The sequence below is a fragment of the Pseudoalteromonas sp. MB47 genome, assembly GCF_011319765.1.
GTDB lineage: Bacteria > Pseudomonadota > Gammaproteobacteria > Enterobacterales > Alteromonadaceae > Pseudoalteromonas > Pseudoalteromonas simplex.
This window is the reverse complement of the sequence record NZ_VFBD01000029.1, coordinates 207,074-224,770: the sequence shown is the minus strand read 5'-3', so window position 1 is coordinate 224,770 and position 17,697 is coordinate 207,074. Positions and strand designations below refer to the sequence as shown.

The 17,697-nt window shown below is 41.9% G+C and carries 19 protein-coding genes and 1 pseudogene; 10 read left to right on the top strand and 10 right to left on the bottom strand.

What is annotated here, in order from left to right; translation table 11 throughout:
• The first annotated feature begins 58 nt into the window (after positions 1-58).
• Complete coding sequence (locus IMPJCBKJ_RS17350; RefSeq protein WP_166341253.1) at positions 59-1,087, top strand: family 43 glycosylhydrolase; 1,029 nt, start codon at positions 59-61, stop codon at positions 1,085-1,087.
• 43 nt (positions 1,088-1,130) lie between these two features.
• Here the strand turns inward: IMPJCBKJ_RS17350 and IMPJCBKJ_RS17345 are convergent, their stop codons facing one another.
• On the bottom strand, positions 1,131-2,759 hold the full coding sequence (locus IMPJCBKJ_RS17345; RefSeq protein WP_054552284.1) for a sodium:solute symporter: 1,629 nt from the start codon (positions 2,757-2,759) through the stop codon (positions 1,131-1,133).
• 261 nt (positions 2,760-3,020) lie between these two features.
• Here IMPJCBKJ_RS17345 and IMPJCBKJ_RS17340 point away from each other — a divergent pair, with 261 nt between their 5' ends.
• From IMPJCBKJ_RS17340 to IMPJCBKJ_RS17325, 4 genes are all read left to right on the top strand, one after another.
• Positions 3,021-3,743: a FadR/GntR family transcriptional regulator gene (locus tag IMPJCBKJ_RS17340; protein ID WP_054552285.1), complete on the top strand. Its 723-nt coding sequence runs from the start codon at positions 3,021-3,023 to the stop codon at positions 3,741-3,743.
• A 45-nt stretch (positions 3,744-3,788) separates the two neighbouring features.
• Positions 3,789-4,568: an SDR family oxidoreductase gene (locus tag IMPJCBKJ_RS17335; RefSeq protein ID WP_166341251.1), complete on the top strand. Its 780-nt coding sequence runs from the start codon at positions 3,789-3,791 to the stop codon at positions 4,566-4,568.
• Positions 4,569-4,696: 128 nt separating this feature from the next.
• Positions 4,697-5,404, top strand: coding sequence for a sulfite exporter TauE/SafE family protein (locus IMPJCBKJ_RS17330; RefSeq protein ID WP_138619606.1), 708 nt, complete (start codon positions 4,697-4,699; stop codon positions 5,402-5,404).
• Positions 5,405-5,431: 27 nt separating this feature from the next.
• Positions 5,432-6,316 carry an SMP-30/gluconolactonase/LRE family protein gene (locus IMPJCBKJ_RS17325; protein ID WP_240921053.1) on the top strand — a complete coding sequence of 295 codons (885 nt, stop codon included), beginning with the start codon at positions 5,432-5,434 and terminating at the stop codon, positions 6,314-6,316.
• Here IMPJCBKJ_RS17325 and IMPJCBKJ_RS17320 read toward each other — a convergent pair.
• From IMPJCBKJ_RS17320 to IMPJCBKJ_RS17310, 3 genes are all read right to left on the bottom strand, one after another.
• Positions 6,311-7,198 carry a LysR family transcriptional regulator gene (locus IMPJCBKJ_RS17320; RefSeq protein WP_138619607.1) on the bottom strand — a complete coding sequence of 296 codons (888 nt, stop codon included), beginning with the start codon at positions 7,196-7,198 and terminating at the stop codon, positions 6,311-6,313. The two genes, IMPJCBKJ_RS17325 and IMPJCBKJ_RS17320, sit on opposite strands and share 6 nt — an antisense overlap.
• A gap of 66 nt (positions 7,199-7,264) precedes the next feature.
• Positions 7,265-8,119: a pirin family protein gene (locus IMPJCBKJ_RS17315; protein ID WP_054552290.1), complete on the bottom strand. Its 855-nt coding sequence runs from the start codon at positions 8,117-8,119 to the stop codon at positions 7,265-7,267.
• A gap of 60 nt (positions 8,120-8,179) precedes the next feature.
• Positions 8,180-8,605 carry a DoxX family protein gene (locus IMPJCBKJ_RS17310; protein WP_054552291.1) on the bottom strand — a complete coding sequence of 142 codons (426 nt, stop codon included), beginning with the start codon at positions 8,603-8,605 and terminating at the stop codon, positions 8,180-8,182.
• Positions 8,606-8,733: 128 nt separating this feature from the next.
• Between IMPJCBKJ_RS17310 and IMPJCBKJ_RS17305 the strand changes: the two genes are divergently transcribed.
• Complete coding sequence (locus tag IMPJCBKJ_RS17305) at positions 8,734-9,270, top strand: hypothetical protein (RefSeq protein WP_054552292.1); 537 nt, start codon at positions 8,734-8,736, stop codon at positions 9,268-9,270.
• Positions 9,271-9,296: 26 nt separating this feature from the next.
• Here IMPJCBKJ_RS17305 and IMPJCBKJ_RS17300 read toward each other — a convergent pair whose 3' ends face one another.
• The 6 genes and pseudogenes from IMPJCBKJ_RS17300 to IMPJCBKJ_RS17275 form a co-directional block, all read right to left on the bottom strand.
• A complete protein-coding gene (locus IMPJCBKJ_RS17300; protein ID WP_054552293.1) occupies positions 9,297-10,139 on the bottom strand; it encodes a DUF4198 domain-containing protein in 843 nt (280 codons plus the stop codon).
• 9 nt (positions 10,140-10,148) lie between these two features.
• Positions 10,149-10,649, bottom strand: coding sequence for a DUF2271 domain-containing protein (locus tag IMPJCBKJ_RS17295; protein WP_054552294.1), 501 nt, complete (start codon positions 10,647-10,649; stop codon positions 10,149-10,151).
• Positions 10,649-11,281, bottom strand: a complete 633-nt coding sequence (locus IMPJCBKJ_RS17290) for a PepSY-associated TM helix domain-containing protein (protein ID WP_054552295.1) — start codon at positions 11,279-11,281, stop codon at positions 10,649-10,651. Before IMPJCBKJ_RS17290 ends, IMPJCBKJ_RS17295 begins: the two co-directional genes overlap by 1 nt.
• A 196-nt stretch (positions 11,282-11,477) precedes the next feature.
• Positions 11,478-11,867 (bottom strand): annotated as a pseudogene (locus IMPJCBKJ_RS17285) (YbaN family protein); the annotation flags it as partial.
• A gap of 224 nt (positions 11,868-12,091) precedes the next feature.
• A complete protein-coding gene (locus IMPJCBKJ_RS17280; protein WP_054552296.1) occupies positions 12,092-13,411 on the bottom strand; it encodes a porin in 1,320 nt (439 codons plus the stop codon).
• A gap of 105 nt (positions 13,412-13,516) precedes the next feature.
• Positions 13,517-14,002, bottom strand: a complete 486-nt coding sequence (locus tag IMPJCBKJ_RS17275) for a MarR family transcriptional regulator (protein ID WP_054552297.1) — start codon at positions 14,000-14,002, stop codon at positions 13,517-13,519.
• A gap of 329 nt (positions 14,003-14,331) precedes the next feature.
• Between IMPJCBKJ_RS17275 and IMPJCBKJ_RS17270 the strand changes: the two genes are divergently transcribed.
• From IMPJCBKJ_RS17270 to IMPJCBKJ_RS17255, 4 genes are all read left to right on the top strand, one after another.
• The gene (locus tag IMPJCBKJ_RS17270) at positions 14,332-15,183 is read left to right on the top strand and encodes a D-hexose-6-phosphate mutarotase (RefSeq protein WP_138599104.1); all 852 of its coding nucleotides are present in this window, start codon (positions 14,332-14,334) and stop codon (positions 15,181-15,183) included.
• Positions 15,184-15,251: 68 nt separating this feature from the next.
• Positions 15,252-15,785 (top strand): PH domain-containing protein, encoded by a 534-nt coding sequence (locus IMPJCBKJ_RS17265; protein ID WP_166341249.1) that lies wholly within the window; start codon positions 15,252-15,254, stop codon positions 15,783-15,785.
• Complete coding sequence (locus IMPJCBKJ_RS17260) at positions 15,748-17,310, top strand: PH domain-containing protein (protein WP_240921052.1); 1,563 nt, start codon at positions 15,748-15,750, stop codon at positions 17,308-17,310. The genes IMPJCBKJ_RS17265 and IMPJCBKJ_RS17260 overlap by 38 nt, the downstream gene beginning before the upstream one ends.
• Positions 17,311-17,389: 79 nt before the next feature.
• Positions 17,390-17,632, top strand: a complete 243-nt coding sequence (locus IMPJCBKJ_RS17255) for a hypothetical protein (RefSeq protein WP_105181001.1) — start codon at positions 17,390-17,392, stop codon at positions 17,630-17,632.
• Positions 17,633-17,697: the final 65 nt, after the last annotated feature.

Genomic DNA, 17,697 nt, shown 5'->3' with positions numbered 1-17,697 from the left:
CTATATAATATGTAATACAATATTAACAATAAAATCAAGACGAAATACAGGACACATTATGCTCAAAAAATTATCTCGGCTAACGCTTCTTAGTGCGTTAAGCGCCTCGCCATTGTCAGCCTTTGCTGATGCTAATAGTAGCAAGACTTTAGCGCCAATTGATAACCCCATTGTACTCAAACGTGCTGATCCTTGGTTAGTTCGCGATGATAAAAGTGGCTGTTACACGTTTATAGGTAGTTCGCCGAAATTTGATGAAATTGAACTACGCCAAGCTTGTCGTTTAAACGATTTAAAATTAGCTGAGCCGAAGGTTATTTGGCAAAAGCGCGATAAAGGCCCAATGAGTGTCAACATTTGGGCCCCTGAGCTACATCAGATTGATGGCAGTTGGTATATCTATTTCGCCGCAGGTGATATCGAAAAACCGTTTAGTATTCGTATGTATGCACTTAAAAACGACAGTGCCAATCCGATGCAAGGTGAGTGGCAAGAAATGGGGCAAGTAACTAGCCACCTTGATAGTTTTTCGCTTGATGCCACAAGTTTTACGCACAAGGGGAAGCGTTACATGATTTGGGCGCAGCAGAACCAGCCTGCAACTTATAACTCAGCTTTATGGTTAGCTGAAATGGACTCACCAACATCAATTAAAGAACCCATTATCGCGATTACTGAGCCAACCCTTGATTGGGAAGTGCAAGGCTACAAGGTGAACGAAGGTGCTGCAGTCATTACCCATGGCGATAAAATATTTGTCACTTATTCAGCCAGTGCCACCGATCATCGATATGCGATGGGCTTGCTATGGGCAGATGTGAATGCTGATTTACTTGATCCTGCTAGTTGGCATAAAAAGGCTGAGCCGGTGTTCACCACCAATGTTGAGCTAGGTCGTTTTGGCCCTGGGCATAACAGTTTTGTAAAAGCTGAAGATGGTGTAACCGATTTAATGATTTATCACAGTCGTGACTATAAAGAGTTGAAAGGCACACCGCTTACAGACCCAAATCGCCATGCGCGAGCACGCATTATTACGTGGGATAAAAACGGTTTTCCAGTGTTCTCACCAGAACTCGCTGATTAAAAAAGGGCGCCAATTGGCGCCCTACAACTTTGGGAACGAACGATTACCAGAAGCGGTAGTAAATAAAGGCAGTAATACCAATAATACCCGCAGTATGAATGTAGTCCCACTTATCTAAGCCGGCAGCTACTTCTTTCATAGTTGCTTTATCTAGGCTTGAGAAAGTAAGACCTTTCAATTGTTCTTCGTCTGCTTGTTTGGTGAAAATACTTACCACAATCATAATCGCAACGACCACGACAAATAGCAGAATACAGTAATATAACCAGTTCATTGTGGTGATCCACGCAAATGATGAACCTGTTAAATCATCTTTAAATGGCAGTAATACTAAGCGGATCATACCAAGCACAAAACCTGATACTAAGCCCACAAAACCCGCTGTTGGAGTGATGCGTTTACTACATAAACCTAGTAAAAATACCGCAGCAATACCTGGTGCAATAAGAGACTGCACACTTTGCAGATATTCATAAAGCACATCGGCAATTAAGCTCATGACGGGTATCCATAAAAGACCTAATACAACAATCACGATAGTGGCAATACGGCCTACTTTCAGAAGGTGCTTCTCAGATGATTCTGGTTTGAATTTCTTATAGAAATCAATGGTAAATAAGGTTGCTGATGAGTTAAATAATGATGCTAAAGAGCTCATAAGAGCCGCTACTAAACCACCGATTACAATCCCCTTAACACCTGCTGGCAATAGTTCAGCAACTAACGTTGGGAAGGCTTGGTCAGCACTTTCATAGCTAATAATACCTTTAGCATTTAATGCATAGGCAATCATACCCGGCACTAAGAAGATAAATACAGGAAGTAATTTTAAGTAACCGGCGAACATGGTACCGCGACGCGCTTCTTTAATACCCTTTGCAGATAGAACACGTTGTACGATGTATTGGTCTGTACACCAATACCAAAAACCAATAATGAATGAGCCAAAAATAATGCCTGGCCATGGGAATTCAGCATCTGAAGCACTACGAATAAGGTGCATATTGGCCGCATTAATACGCTCAACTTCTTCCCAGCCACCTACTTTATCTAAACCAACAACTAATATGACTAAGGAGCCAATAATGAGCACCGGAGTTTGCAACACGGAGGTCCACATAATGGCTTTCATACCACCAAGTACCGTATAAATACCGGTGATCACGACAAGGCCAATCGCTGAAATCCAGAAGAAGTCGATACCCCAAATGCTCTCAATACCCAAGATTGTTTTAAATGCGATACCGCCGGCATAAACCGTTACCGCAACCTTGGTTAATACATAACTAATCAATGAGATAACAGACAAGAAGGTACGTGATTTAGAGTTAAAGCGGCGCTCTAAGAATTCAGGCATGGTGTAGACTTTACTACTCCAATAGAAAGGCACGAAAATCCAACCGAGTAGTAGAATGATCCACGATTGCATTTCCCAGTGAGCCAGTGCCATACCCGATTGTGCGCCTGAACCTGAAAGGCCCACTAAATGTTCCGAGCCAATGTTCGATGCGAAAATAGAGGCACCAATCACTAACCAACTTGCATTACGACCCGCTAAAAAGTAATCAGCGGTGTCTTCTTCTTTTTGTCGCATAGACATCACGACAACGCCTAGTAACAGGACAAAAAATCCTGCTAGCACTGCCCAGTCTAAGGTACTTAGTTCGACCATCGTGTGTTCCACCTAATTTTGAAAGAGAATTTTGCTTTTTTAGTTGTTGAATAAAAATATTATATTATAAATAAGGTAAGTGAAAGAGATTTGTTAAAATAAGGTGACAGTCTGTAGGTAAAATGGTGACTGTATTGTTTGAAATATAGACACTTGTATTAGGTTGTTTTTTGCTTGTTATTGATTTTAATCAATTATTTCCAGGATGACGGAATAGCTTTATAGATGTATCATATTACTCAGATCTTTTGAGGAACACACATGGCGCGTTTAGAAAATTTAAACCTATCACAACAAGTTACCAATGAGCTTGGTAAAGCAATAATTGTTGGTGATTATAACACTGAAACGGGGCTACCAACCGAAGCACAACTTTGTGAAGTGTATGGTATTAGCCGCACAGCTGTTCGTGAAGCAGTGAAAATGCTTGCTGCAAAAGGACTGATTTCTTCTCGTCCACGACAAGGTATTCGTGTTGAGTCGGCGGAGAACTGGAACTTATACGACACAAGCGTATTAAAATGGTTGTTAGAAAGCAGCCCATCACTTTACGTACTTAAAGAATTTCTACAAGTGCGCTTGGCGATTGAGCCACAAGCAGCAGCACTTGCAGCAAGAAAAGGCGACCAAGCAGCCATAGCAGAAATTAAAATGGCACTCGATAAAATGCAAGCGGCAGCAGAAGAGCCAGAAGGCGTAATGCATGAGCCAGATCTTGCCTTCCACACAGCAATTTTACATGCCAGTGGTAACCGTTTTTTCTATCAATTACGTGACTTTATTCGCACCGCATTACACGTAAGTATTCAACATACTACACCTGCTAAGGGTAATAAAAAGGCGATCGCTGAAGAGCACTTTAAAGTGTATAACGCGATTGCAAGCGGCGATCCTGAACGTGCTAAAAACATGATGACGTACATGATTGATGAAGCAATGGCGTTTATTGAAAAAGAAATCGCTGATAAAGAAGCGGCTCAATAAGTATCGCTTCTTGACGTTGTAATTACTTTAAAACAAAAGGTTATCATGCCAAATTCAAACGAGCTAAAAACAGTTTACCCAAGCCTTGCTGGTAAGAGTGTGTTTATTACTGGTGGTGCATCGGGAATTGGTGAAGTAATGGTAACGCGGTTCTGCGAGCAGGGCGCGAAAGTCACCTTTGTTGATATTGCAACCGAGCAAAGCGATGCGTTATGCGCAAAATTAGCGGGTAAATATGAGTTTGACCCGCAGTTTATCTATTGTGATATTCGTGATGTTGAAGCCTTAAAAGCGGCCATTGAGCAAACGCGTCAGCAACAGGGTGACATTGGTGTGTTAATTAATAACGCAGCCGATGACACCCGCCATGCCGCTGAGAATATGGATGTGAAATATTGGGAAGATAAGTTTGCTGTTAACTTGCGCCCGTGTTTCTTTTCATCGCAAGCTGTAGTTGAACACATGCAGCGCTTGGGCGGCGGTAGCATTATCAATATGGGGTCGGTAAGTTGGCGTATTAAGCAAACAGGCATGCCAGCCTACACAACCGCAAAAGCGGGAATTGAAGGTTTAACCCGTTCATTAGCTGCTTCATACGGTAAAGACAATATTCGTGTGAATTCACTGGTTCCGGGTTGGGTGATGACAGAGCGCCAAATGACTCATTGGCTAACCCCAGAAATGATTGAAGATGTTCGTTTAAGTCAGTGTATTAACGAAACAATACAACCAGACCATATAGTGAATGCCGCGTTATTTTTAGCTGCTGATGACAGCCGCATGATGACAGCACAATCACTGATAGTGGATGCAGGTTGGACTTAATTAAATTGTTAGTTGCTTTAAGTTAAATTAAACCAAAGAAAAAATTTTACACGATCCAAATAGTACTATAATAATAAATAATTATTTTAAACATTTGAATCTAATAGTTAGGAAGGTGGTAAGAAAGTTTGACCGACTTTGTACTTGTTTATTTAATTCTGATTATTGGCGCTTGCCTGCAAAGTGTTATTGGCTTTGGTTTAGGCATGCTATGTGTGCCTGTACTTTACTGGCTGATGCCAGAGCTGGTGCCTGGGCCAATGATTTTGAATGCGCTGTTTTTAACGTCGGTGTTAATGATTAAACACCGCGGTGCGATAGACATGAAACAGACGGGCATTTCCATTATTGGTGGTGCAGTGGGAGTTATCCTTGCTGCTGTGGTGATGTGGTATGTCAATGCGAAGCAGTATCAACTCTTGCTAGGAGTGAGTATTTTGATAGTGGTGGCATTGTCTATCATAGGTATGAAACCGAAAATTTCCACTATTACAAGCTTACTTGCGTCAATGTCGTCAGGCTTTTTAGGTACCACAACGTCAGCCGGTGGCGCGCCAATGGGGCTACTCTATCAAGCTGAAGATAAAGACAAAATTAAAGCAAACCTAAGTGCCTTTTTTGTATTTATAAACTTATTTGGCATTATTGTATTGATGCTAACAGGCTCTGCCGATATGGCCGATGTAAAGCTGTTCTTTTTTTGCTTACCCGCCATTTTAATTGGCTGGGGCTTATCGTTTGTGATCAACAATAACCTCAATGAAAAGGCCATTCGCGGCATCATCTTGCTGGTTGCGGGTTTATCTGGTCTAGCACTTATTTTCATACACAGATAGAATGAGAATAGTTCAGCTTTTTGTGTAATGAAGCCAATGCTCGATGACACCATTAAAATAATCATTTCTAGCCAATGCCAATTGGGCGAAGGTGCCTATTTTGCTAAGGCACATAACTGTTTATTTTGGGTCGATATTTTAGGGCAGCGTTTGTTTCGTTTGCAGTGTCAATCGATGCGAGTTAGCCAGTTTACTATGCCAGAACCGATTTGCTGGGTGATGGAAACCGAGCAAGCTGAATTAATCGCAGGCTTTGCCAAAGGCATTTATAAGCTCAATAGTGAAGACTTTAGCCGCGAACTTCTTTACTCAATCGATCACGAACCCTCACAAAACCGCTTAAACGATGGTAAAACGTCTCGACAAGGCTTTGGCTTTTTTGGCTCAATGGACTCTCAAGAGCAAACCAATAGTGGCAAGTTATACCGTTTTGGTCATGGTCAGGCTCCGACAGCAGTTGATCATGACTACACCATTAGCAATGGGCCTGCGGTAAGTAAAAATGGCCAGTTTCTATATTCTACAGACTCAGATAAACAAACAATCTACCGCTTCACTCTGAATGAGCATGGCGAGCTTGCAGATAAACAAGAGTTTATTCGCTTTACTGACAATATGGGTTTTCCTGATGGCATGACTGTTGATAGCGAAGATCATCTGTGGGTTGCTGCATGGAATGGTTATGGCGTGTATCGTTTTGCTCCAAACGGTGAGCAAGTACAGTTTATTCGCTTACCCGCACCGCGTGTTACGAGTGTCGCATTTGTAGGTGAAGAGCTCACGCATCTGGCGGTGACAACAGCGGCAGTAGGGCTCGAAGACTCAGTACTCGCTGATTACCCGCACAGTGGTGGCGTGTTTATTCTTGAGCCGGGCGTTAAAGGTATTGCTGAAACGCCCTTGAAGCTATAGGTTTTTCATTACTTGATAACGCAACTCGCCGATAAACGAGCGTGCTGCAGGACCCAGTTTGTCACCGTCTTTAAAGAGCAAATGTAACTTAGCGCTGCGACTGCTGTTATGAGTTAAATTAAGTGCTTTCATTTGCCCTGTCGCAAGTTGTGTTTCTATCGCGACTTTTGGTAACCACGCAAAGCCCAATCCATTACTGATCATATCAATCGAAGTGCGCATATGAGTGACGGTCCAGCGCTGATCGGCACCTAACCAGCCACCATCTTGTTTGTGCTTATTCGCTGAATCGCGAACAACAATTTGGCGGTGTGATTTTAAATCTTCGAGGGTAATTTCACGCTCTATCGCATGCAAGGGATGATCTGGGTGGGCGACGGCAATAAACTCGATATCACATAACTCTTCGTGAAAGCTTGCCGCAATTGGAAAGCCGGTAATAGCAATATCAACCTGATCGTTTTCGAGCAGTTCATTGCCCCCCATTAGTACAGACTCATGCAGCTCAATACGCAGTTGCGGGTATTGCGATGACGTGTCGTTAAGTACCTTATAAAGTAATTGTTGTGGGAAAATAGCATCAACGGCAATGCGTAACTTACTTTCGATACCTTCACCCAAAGTTTGCCCAATTGCCTCAACTTTAGCGGCTTCATCGAGTAAGTAATTGGCGCGCCGTAGCATCATCTCGCCGGCTTCAGTCAGCACGGTTTTACGGCCTTGAATGCTGAATAATTTTACATCGAGCGCAGATTCAATTTTGCCAACTGCGTTATGAATACTCGATTGGCTTTTATGAATACCTTGTGAGGCTTGGTTAAAGCCTCCAAATTCAACAACAGCACGAAACATGCGCCACTGTTCTAGCGTAATTCTTAGCATGATGTTCCTTTGCTTACTTAACTACCTAATAGTACCTGTAAATGCTGATAAAGTTTACTTTTTAGGTTAGGGCAACTCAATATACTCAAGCTCATCACCAGGAATGCTTGCAAAGCGCTGTGCTTGCCAATCTTGTTTTGCTTGCTCGATGCGCTCTTTGCTGTAAGCAACAAAATTCCAGTGTAAATACGGGACTTTATTGAATTTACTGCCACCGAGTAAAATAAAGCGGCTGTGCATTAGAGTCGTTATTTCGTGTTCGCTGTCATCAAGTAGCACAAAGTCGCCTTGGGTATAGCGAGTATCACCCACACTAATTTCACCGTAAATAACATACACGGCGGTTTCATGATGAGGGTGCGGTTTAGTAATATGACTACCTTGCTCGGCGACTGTATCGACATAAAACATCGGTGAGTAGTTTTTCACTGGGGAGCTTAAGCCATAGGCATCACCGACAATGAGTCGCATCAGCACGCCTTTTTCGATTTTCTCAGGCAATTGCTGTTTTTTGATATGTTCAAAACGCGGTGCTATTTCGGTCATACTCTCAGGTAAAGCAACCCAGCATTGCAGACCATTAATGTCGTGCTCGCTCGCCCGCACTTCAAGGCTTTCTCTTTCTGAGTGCACTATACCGCGACCTGCGGTCATCCAGTTAACATCGCCGGGTTCTATTTGCAGGCTATTACCTAGCGAATCGCGATGGTAAATACTGCCAGTAAATAAATAAGTGAGCGTTGATAGGCCAATATGAGGGTGAGGCCTCACATTTATGCCTTCACCGCGAGGAAAGTGGTTTGGCCCCATGTGGTCAAAAAAGATAAATGGGCCAACCATTTTTTTGTCAAAATGCGGCAAGATGCGTTTTACATCGAGCCCACCAATATCGTGGCTGGTTGCTGTTAATAACGTTGCCATTTTCGCGCTCCCTTAAAAACAAATTCAGCCAACAACTTAGGTCATTGGCTGGTAGAAATATTACGCCTGACTACGTTTTAACACTAGTTGATCTAGGCTGATTTTGCCTGCACCAACACTGGCTAATGCTAAAAAGCCGCCTGCCATCGCAATGTTTTTGTAGAACATTAAAAATTGCATTTGATCATCAAGTTGAAAGTGGAATAGCAAAGCGCTGACTAAGCTGAAACCAGCAAAAGCGATAGCGGTTAGTTGTGTTAAAAACCCTAGTAAAATAAATAACCCGCCAACAATTTCAAAAGCAATCACAAACGGCAGTAAGAACTCTGGTAAACCTACTGATGCCATGTACTGTGCAGTTGCATCAAAGAATTCTATTTTGCTAAAGCCAGTTAGTAAAAAGATGGCCGATAAACCAATACGCGCCAATAAAGTGCTAATATTTTGTAAGTGTGGTTGAGCTGAGATTAAAGTAAAAAGTTTCATAGTAGGTATCCTGTTTAGTTGAGCAGTGTGTCTGCGATGGAGTAACTATAGATTCACTTTAAAAGAATTAAAAATTGTAAAAATAGCGTTTATCATTCTTTAAAAGAGAATTTAAAAGGAGGTAAAATATGAAGTTGTTGTTATTAATAGGGTTTTGTTTTTCGGTGGCTAAAAGTAGTTTGGTGTTTGCTGAACAAAATTTACCAAATAGTCGTCATTATGAGTTGCTAGCTTCAGATATTGCTTTGCAGCAAAGCTGGCAAGTTAAAGACGCAATCAAAGGTTATGAGTTGCTGGAATATCAAATTAACCTTAATAAAGGCACTACTTTAAAGGTTGATTTTGCTCCATCAAATTCAAGCAGCTACTTTAATATTTTACCAAAAGGCAACCCAACAGCTTTGTTTGTTGGCCCGGCAAAAGGTGATCATGCCGAGATTAAAATTCCTGATAATGGCGATTATGTGATTCGAGTGTTTTTGATGCGCAATGCTGCGCGCCGTGATGAGCAAAGTGAATTTACAGCAGATATTAGCGTCGTAAAAAGTACATTAAAAGGCATGCACCCAAGCTGGGATGTCGATGGTGATGGGGTAAATGATTGCGAGAAAGACGGTAGCTGCGATCACACGGTTGACTACAGTCTTCCTCGAAAGTTGAATTAGGCCTTTATTGAGGCCTAATCAGCTTATTATTCAGGCGCTACTTCAAGTGTTGTGAATAATGAGTAGCGTACGTTATCGATATCGGCCTCTGTTGGTTTTTGATCAACTGATGCTTCAATTAGATACATATCGGCGTGAGCGAATGTCACCGTAAAGAAGCCTTTTTTATCGGTTGTTACTTTCACTTCGTCACGCTCGTTGCGGTAGCGTGCACTACCACGAACAATCGCAAGCTCAACGTCGGCAGCTGGTTTGCCATCCATTAATAATTGGAACTTAGCTTCTTCACCAGCAAATAGATCGTTCGGGTGAGTAGGTCCTGAAATTTCTAAGCCTTGACCAAGCAATGTTGGCTTAGAAGTACCATTACGGCTTACAAAAGTATCAACAGTTGCGATTGATTTTACAGTGCGCACGTCGGTTGCGCCTGCTGGTAGGTCTGCTTCTTTTTTACCTGCGAACACACGGCCACGGTTGCCATCTTTGTCTTTATAGAAAGTCATTAGCATTGGCTTTTGCTGCATAGCAATGTGGTAAGTACCGTCTTGCGTTAAGCTCACTGCCGCTGAGTTTTTGCGTTTTAAATAGTATGCGCGAATCGTTTCTTCGACCGGCTTACCATTTGGTGCAAGGGCAACTAATAAGCTGTCGTCATACTCTGCGCCTTTTTGTTTTGGGCGGTATGCTTTATCTGGGCTAAATAACTCATTAGAAATACTGGCATCGATCATCACGTAGTGAGTTTTCTCACCAGATAAAGAAGTGTGAGATGGCATTAACCAACGGGCATGTGCTTGTGCGTAGCCAGATGCAAGTGCTGTGAAGGTCACAGCGCCGATCAGCGCTGTTTTTAATAATTTTAATTTCATTGTTTGTCCTTAATTACTGGTAATGGTAACAAAGCTAGTTGCGAACTCTTTTTCGCCTTTAATTGTGACTTTGCCGTCTTTTGTTAAGTCGATTTCAACGCGGGTGTAATCTCGGCCACCTTCTTCACGTACAACTTCAACATTAAGTAGGTAGCTGCCAGGTTTAACTGGATTACCTTTTAAATCTTTACCTTGCCATTCAATCGTATAAGTACCTGGGCGTTTTGTTGCACCTGTCACACCATCAAAGTTGTCGTTGCTACGACCGGCTTTTCGCCACCACTGACGTAAGTCTTTAAACCATTCAGCTTTTTCGACCCAAAGTGCAATCGTGGTAACGTGTTTACGTTCAGGTGTTTCTAGCCATAACGCCACGTAAGGGCGATGATATGGAGAAACATCTAGCTCAGGTAAGGTAAATTCAACGGTGAGGTTGGGATCTTTTGCAAAGCTCAGTGGGCTGAATAAACAGCCAATTAGTAGAGCAACGAGTAAGTGGGCTTGTTTCATTAAGATACTCCTTTAAGTTGAGGCACCCAAACTAGATAAATAACCAAAGGCGTGGCAACACCAAGAAGCGTTAACCAAAGACCTGCGGCACGTTTTTTACGGTTTTGAAAGAGAATAAATAATCCGGTGACAGCAAACAGAATCATCAAAACAGCTGAAATATCAATCACCCAGCTCCATGCTTCACCTGTATGGCGGCCTTTGTGTAAGTCGCCGATCAGACTCATAAAGCCACCGGTTTGATAATCAATATTAAGTTCACCGGTTTGAAAATCGATTTCGGCGTAGGCAAAGCCAGCCGGAAGCGGGTAGTCGAGCATCACCAAGGCATCTTCTTTTTCCCACTCAATACTTTTTACATTGCTGAGTGAAAACTGCTGTTGCATGTATTGTTCTATTTCAGGGTAAAGGCTTGGCAATGTGTCGAGGTTTGTTTGCGCTTTTTCAAATAACTCAGCAGAAACAAGTAGTTGGTTCTGACCATTATGTTTATCATTTTCGAGCCAACTAACGTGGTTAAGGATGATGCCGCTGACACAAAATAAAATAAGTAAAAAGAATAAGGCCGTTGAAAGGTATATATGCAAGGCACGGCTAACGCTATAAAAGTTGCGTTTGTTAAATGAGAACATAATGCGGTTTATTCGTTAAAGATACAAATATGATAATGATTTGTATTACTGATAACAAGCAGGTTTACGTTCTTTACATTTCTTTGTGCTAGAAATGAATAGCGAGATAAGCCATAACTGCTAGCTGCGAGCTGAGAAAACAGGCAAGCAACATCAAGCGCATCTGTGTGGTTATATTAACTTGAATTAGGGTTGGTTTATTGGGCGCAGATGGGCGGTTAATTAAATAGGCTAATACGCTCAATTCAATCACTGCCACAAGATACATCACCCAAATTGGCGCGGTACTTTGTAGTAAAAAAGCATATCCGATAGCCATACCAAAACCTGCTAATAACTTAGCGCGGGTAGGGACAACCTTATGCTCTTGCCAAAACCTTAACGGTTGGCCGTATCTTGGGTGGTTTAGCAGCCAGGCAGAAAGCTTGGGTGATGAGCGGGTAAAGCACGCCAATGCTAGTATAAAAAAGATAGTCGTAGGCATCACAGGTAATGCAATACCTATGATACCTAAACCCACCATCAATAACCCGAGTAATTGATAGCAGCCATTTTTATAGGCGTTAAACGCCGCTCTCACATTCATCAATAAAGTTGGGCCTGATAAAACTTAAATCGTTGTAGTGCTTGCTCGATACCTATGATCAAGGTGGTTTGTATTTATTGGTTTTAGCAACATAGTCTACACCATGTTGTTTATTTAACTTTAGCTCAGCTTAATATTATTAGCTAACACTATAGGTAAACTTACTTCAAACAAATGAAAAGCCCAGTTTAAACTGGGCTTGTAGGTCTTATTTTTGGCTATTTCTAGAAATAATAACCAATATTGATATTGAAGCGAGTTTCAGTGTCGTCGCTGTCGCCAGCAATTGAGCCGCCAACAAATGGTTGGTTTTTCGCTTGTACAAAATCAAAATAAGTGAATAAGCCACCTGCGGCAACAGATACCCCTGTTACATTCATCCATGTATCTTCGCTGTTATCTGACTTGTCATAAATAATGCCGTAGTCATTATAAAACTGCAGGTTTGTTACCGGACCCCACTCTACAGGCAGGCTGTAAGCGATATTGGCATTAGTCATGGTTGCTTCTGCGGCAATGCTATCGTAAAACGCATAAGCACCCACAGCCATACGGTCGACGTTGTCGATATCGTAGTTATACTCACCATGCTGGAGCTGGAAGTTCCATGGGCCAATAGTACTGTTTAAGTGCAGTGCCCAAGCGTAGTAATCGCCGGCTTTGTCTTCGCCGTCATGCAAACCACCTGATAACGCAGAAACACCTAGCTCGGTGGTGCCGCCGTCATGCTCAAAATGATAGCCATAACGGCCAGAGAAGGTATTGTACTCACCAATCGGATTGGTTGGTTCGGCATAAACACCTTCATCAGCAGAGCGGAAACCGACAACATCATATGAGTAGCGGTCGCTTCTATCGTCTACATAGCCGTCAACGCCACCTAGCTCATCATTTTTGAAAAAGCCAAGATCAATTTGCCAGTTATCAGCAATTTTGCGCTTGAATAGAACACCTAAATCATGATCATCTTCAAGACCTATATAATAAGTAGTGCCAAAGAAATAGTTGTGCGAGTTGTAAGGCCAGTTACCAAAAGGCACTTTGGTAATACCTGCCTGCACCTGCCAGTCTTCAGCAAAGTCATAGGCTGCATAGGCATATTTAACTGCAGTCATGTAATCGAAAAAACGGATCTCAGCGTTAAGCTGTACATCACCGACATCGCCTGCAAAATTTAGTCTGAAGATGTCAAAGTCGAAGTCGCCACCGCGGTTTTTATTACCATCGTCATAGGATGTATGGCTGAAGTTGGTACGTACTGCACCCCCAACCTTAATGCCAGATTCTTTTTTAGGAGCTTCAACAGCCGCTGTTTGCTGCTCAAGTTGCTTTTGTTGCTTTGCTACTTGTGCATCAATTTGCGCTTGTTTCTCGGCTTGTTGCTGTGATTTTTCTTCTGCAGCATCAAGTTTGCTTTGCAGTTGCTGCATTTGCTGTTTCAGTAACTGCAGCTGTTTTTGAAGGTCATCAATTTCAGATGCCTGACTAAGACTTGAAGTTGTGCCCAAGGCTATTGCGAGGGCTAACTTTGATAGTTTAAGCATGAATTTTCGCTAGTGTTGGAATGGGTACTACCAAGCATAGTTGATATTCATGCTGAACCCAAGACTAGCCACAGAAAATTAATATTAATCAATCAGTTTTAATTTTTACTGTGGTTCTAATGTCTTGGTGATTGCGCCAACTTCAAGTAGTGGTGAAGCATCAAGTTGATCTGCATCCATCATTGCGGCAATACGTTGCATTGATGAAAGTAATAAGCTTTGTTCCCACTCTTCGAGTGCTGAGAACTTTTCGATGAAGTGCTCTTGCAGAGGTTGAGGTGCTTGTTCTAATAGCTGTTTACCTGCTTCTGTGAGATGCAAACTAACTCGGCGTTTATCTAATTGGCTACGTACACGGGTGATCAGGTTACGGTTTTCTATACGGTCTAAGATATTGGTAACCGTCGCCGGGCTTAGATTTACATTTTGTGCAATGCGACTAGCGGTGATGCCATCGGTTTGTGCAACCTCGTTCATAATCAGTAATTGTGGGCCTGTTAAGCCTGAGGTTTTATTGAGCTGTTTTGAATGAAGGTCGATGGCTCTGATCACTTTGCGCAGCGACACTAGTAGCTCGTCATACTTTTGCATGTTTCTGTCTCTTAAATAAGGCGGCGTGGAACAACCGCAATCGCAAAATATTACACATCTAATAAATTGAGTTCAAATAAATAATAACTATGTGGCTTATAATTTGCGGCCATAAAGGTTGTTATCGTGTTTATTTATTAATTAGAGTAGAAATTAAAACATAAAAGTTGAAATTTAGATGGAGTAATTGTTGTTAACACTTAAAATGCAACTACGAGGTGACACCATCACTTTGTAGTAAAACAATTTATACAAATAACTAAATATTATTTACTAAAAGCTACTGCATTGGGTAAGGTGGATTTTTCTTTCATTAAATGGGACGAATTATGAAGTTATCGCCATCAGTTACGATTGAGCAAAGTGAAACTGGGCTTGAATTTATTAAAGTTGCTAGTGAGTTTTGTAGCGCTACTATTTTTCTGCAAGGTGCGCAGATCACTGAGTTCACGCCAACCGATAAAAAGCCACTATTATGGGTCTCAGAATTAGAAGATTACCAAGAAGGCAAAGGTGTGCGAGGCGGTATTCCGATTTGTTGGCCATGGTTCGGAGTAAGCCAACATGAAGGCTGGCCAGCTCATGGTGTTGCTCGCACAAGTTTATGGCGTGCAGAAGAAGTGAAAGAGCAAGACGATTCTATTTATATCAGCTTGTCATTACCGATGACGCAAGTTGATGAAAAGTATTGGCCTTATAAAACTAAGTTATTGGCCGAGTTTATTTTAACCTCTAGCTTAGAGCTACGTTTAACAACCACAAACTTAGATAACCAAACTGTACAGTTTACTCAAGCACTGCACACGTATTTCCCAACACCAGCAATTGAAGAAACAAAAGTAGATGGCCTGCAAGGCGCGAAATACATCGAATTTGCTGAAGGTCCATTTGAGCAAAATGAGTTAGTGTCGTTCGCGCGTGAAACAGACATGGTTTACACCGAAGCAAAAGACACTCAGCGTATCATTACACCTGATGGCATTATTGAAGTAGGCCGCGAAAATTCAACATCGTGTGTACTTTGGAACCCATGGATTGATAAATCAAAACGTCTTTCTAATTTTGCTGATGACGAATATCACGTCATGCTGTGTTTAGAAGCGGCTAATGTCCTTGATGATAGTGTTGAACTTGCACCAGGAGCAAGCCACACACTTGCAACAAAACTACGCTGGGTATAATTTATAACATATAATAACTCAGTGTTAGCACGTAAGGCCGGCACCGCTGGCCTTTACAAGGAATTACCGTGTTTAGGAATCAACAAATAGAAACCCTACCAAAGCATCAAACGATTCAATTCCAACCACTTGCAGATAATGCGATATGGCATGTACAACTAAATTGGTTGTTGTTTTATGTGCCTTTAATGGCCGTGATCATTACAGTACGGCACTTTAATCCAGCCATTAGCCAAGCTATTGCTACACCTTGGCTTTTGGTTTTGCCATTGTTGGTAATACTGTCAATGGTTTACAACCTTTACAGCGTTCGCGCCAAAGGGGTGGCAGTAAGAGAGCATGATATTGCCTTTAAGCGAGGTTTAATTTGGCAACAAATCACCTTATTGCCTATTTCTCGTGTGCAACACACCGAAATTCATCGCGGCCCAATTGAGCGAAAGTTAGGACTCGCAACACTCAGGCTTTACAGTGCCGGTGGCATGAGTGCTGATTTACATATCAGTGGGTTAACGGACGAACAATGCAATGATGTCCGCCAGTTCGTGCAAAGTTATGGTGATAATGCAGCAACTCAAGAAAATGAGCTTGCCGATGAGTGATCAACAATGGCAACGCGTGTCGCCATGGGCGCTACTGTATTTTATTGTTCACTTTGCACTGCGCTTCATAAAAGATGGGCTGCTTAATTTACTGCCTATTTTGGTGTTATTTGTTACGCAAGTTGAGCAAAAGCTGTTTTGGGGGCAAATAGCTGTTGCCGTGGCCTCTTTAGTTTTAGTGCTGTATGCCTTTGCTTATTATCGTAATTTTAAATACCGCATAACGGATGGTCACGAAATACTGCTCAATAAAGGGGTATTTAAAAAAGAGCGGCTAACCCTAAAATTTGCTCGAGTACAGAACGTAAACATTGCCGAACCTTTTTATTTTCAGCCAGTTAATTTAGTTAATTGTATTTTCGATGCCGCCGGTAGTAGTGCTCAAGAAGCTGTGATCCCGGGAGTTAAGCTTAGCTATGCCGAGCAAGTTCGTGAACAAGTTATGGAATTTAAGGCTCAGTTACAACAGCAAGAACAGCCGTCTATTGAGCAGAGCGAAGCAACAGATAAACCGAAAACCTTAACGATCAGCAATGCTGAAATTGCTAAGTTTGGTTTGATGTCGAACATGGCAATATTGGCATTGGCTGCACTTGCTCCATTTATGAATGTGATTTTTGAGTACCTCGAAAAAACCATCATAAACCGCCTAGAGGCCATACTGAATGAGCAAGCTGCGTTCGTTGGTAGTGCCGCTGCAATCGCTGTGTTAATCATGGTTGTTGCCATTGTTTTATGTGCTATTTTACTTTCTGTTGTCATGGCCTTGGTGCGCTTTTTTAACTTTCAGCTGTATTTTCAGGACGATAAGTTTAAGCGTGTGGCAGGTTTATTTGAGCGCCAGCAACTCTCGATCAGCGTGTCGAAAATTCAAAGTGTGCAAATCAAGCAAAATATTATTGCTCGGCTGCTTAATCGCTATACCTTAATTTGCCCACAAGTGAGTAGTGGTGGTATGGCTGCTGGGTTTGCGGCACATAAAAATAAACAAACGTTAGTGATGCCAGTAATCACCAAAGAGCAAGTGCAAGCCGTGTGTGGCTGGTTATTTCCATGGTTTGTTGATTTAACAGAGCTTAACTTTGTTAAGCCTGAGCGCGCTTTACTTTATAAGAATACGTTTTTATATGTGCTCCTACCTACTATATTTTCTGCTTTAATTTTCAATGCCTTATTTGATGCTGCTACGATGCTGTGGAGCATTGTCGTGGGCTTAGTTTTGATGATCGGTGTGTTTTTGAATTATCAAAAAACGGGTGTGGCTATGTATCAACATGACGGCCGCTTTTTTGCCGTATTTAAAACCGGCATGCTGGGTGTGCAGTATCGTGTTTTTGAAATCTATAAAGCACAAAGTGTCACCACAATAAGCACTTATTTAATGCGCCGATCACAGCTTAAAAGCTTGTATATACAACTTGCTTCTGGTTCAGTATCAATGCCTTATTTAAAAGCAGAGCTGGCTGAGCAGTTTGCTGATTTCGCCCTATATGAAATAGAAGGCGTCGAGCGGAATTGGTTTTAAATGAAAATAATTCTCAATATCATTGATTCATTTTAATATTGAGGTATACTAGCGCAACGTCAATAACCACGGGTGCGCAATGATTTATTTACTACCTATTTTAGCTATTTCGGGTGTTGTTGCCTTACTTTGTTATGCACGTTCGCAGCAGGAGTGTAAGGGCTTATGTGTGAGTGTTGCCGTTACAGCAATTGCTTTACTCGTAACCGCAGCTTTAGTCATTGCGGGGCTCGGTGCATTAAGAAGTAGCCTGATGTTTGCCGTGACTATTTTTATTATTTATCAATTACTCGGTCTAGTACGACCGATCAGACTGGAGTAATTTCTTACACTTTTTAACTTCAGCCTTTTAAAAAAGCATCGCATACTAATTCTTAAATTAAGCAA

Coding starts and splice junctions, on each gene's coding strand:
- IMPJCBKJ_RS17350 (WP_166341253.1), top strand. CDS start 59: ATGCTCAAAAAATTATCTCGGCTAACGCTTCTTAGTGCGTTAAGCGCC.
- IMPJCBKJ_RS17345 (WP_054552284.1), bottom strand. CDS start 2,759: ATGGTCGAACTAAGTACCTTAGACTGGGCAGTGCTAGCAGGATTTTTT.
- IMPJCBKJ_RS17340 (WP_054552285.1), top strand. CDS start 3,021: ATGGCGCGTTTAGAAAATTTAAACCTATCACAACAAGTTACCAATGAG.
- IMPJCBKJ_RS17335 (WP_166341251.1), top strand. CDS start 3,789: ATGCCAAATTCAAACGAGCTAAAAACAGTTTACCCAAGCCTTGCTGGT.
- IMPJCBKJ_RS17325 (WP_240921053.1), top strand. CDS start 5,432: ATGAAGCCAATGCTCGATGACACCATTAAAATAATCATTTCTAGCCAA.
- IMPJCBKJ_RS17320 (WP_138619607.1), bottom strand. CDS start 7,198: ATGCTAAGAATTACGCTAGAACAGTGGCGCATGTTTCGTGCTGTTGTT.
- IMPJCBKJ_RS17315 (WP_054552290.1), bottom strand. CDS start 8,119: ATGGCAACGTTATTAACAGCAACCAGCCACGATATTGGTGGGCTCGAT.
- IMPJCBKJ_RS17310 (WP_054552291.1), bottom strand. CDS start 8,605: ATGAAACTTTTTACTTTAATCTCAGCTCAACCACACTTACAAAATATT.
- IMPJCBKJ_RS17305 (WP_054552292.1), top strand. CDS start 8,734: ATGAAGTTGTTGTTATTAATAGGGTTTTGTTTTTCGGTGGCTAAAAGT.
- IMPJCBKJ_RS17300 (WP_054552293.1), bottom strand. CDS start 10,139: ATGAAATTAAAATTATTAAAAACAGCGCTGATCGGCGCTGTGACCTTC.
- IMPJCBKJ_RS17295 (WP_054552294.1), bottom strand. CDS start 10,649: ATGAAACAAGCCCACTTACTCGTTGCTCTACTAATTGGCTGTTTATTC.
- IMPJCBKJ_RS17290 (WP_054552295.1), bottom strand. CDS start 11,281: ATGTTCTCATTTAACAAACGCAACTTTTATAGCGTTAGCCGTGCCTTG.
- IMPJCBKJ_RS17280 (WP_054552296.1), bottom strand. CDS start 13,411: ATGCTTAAACTATCAAAGTTAGCCCTCGCAATAGCCTTGGGCACAACT.
- IMPJCBKJ_RS17275 (WP_054552297.1), bottom strand. CDS start 14,002: ATGCAAAAGTATGACGAGCTACTAGTGTCGCTGCGCAAAGTGATCAGA.
- IMPJCBKJ_RS17270 (WP_138599104.1), top strand. CDS start 14,332: ATGAAGTTATCGCCATCAGTTACGATTGAGCAAAGTGAAACTGGGCTT.
- IMPJCBKJ_RS17260 (WP_240921052.1), top strand. CDS start 15,748: ATGCAGCAACTCAAGAAAATGAGCTTGCCGATGAGTGATCAACAATGG.
- IMPJCBKJ_RS17255 (WP_105181001.1), top strand. CDS start 17,390: ATGATTTATTTACTACCTATTTTAGCTATTTCGGGTGTTGTTGCCTTA.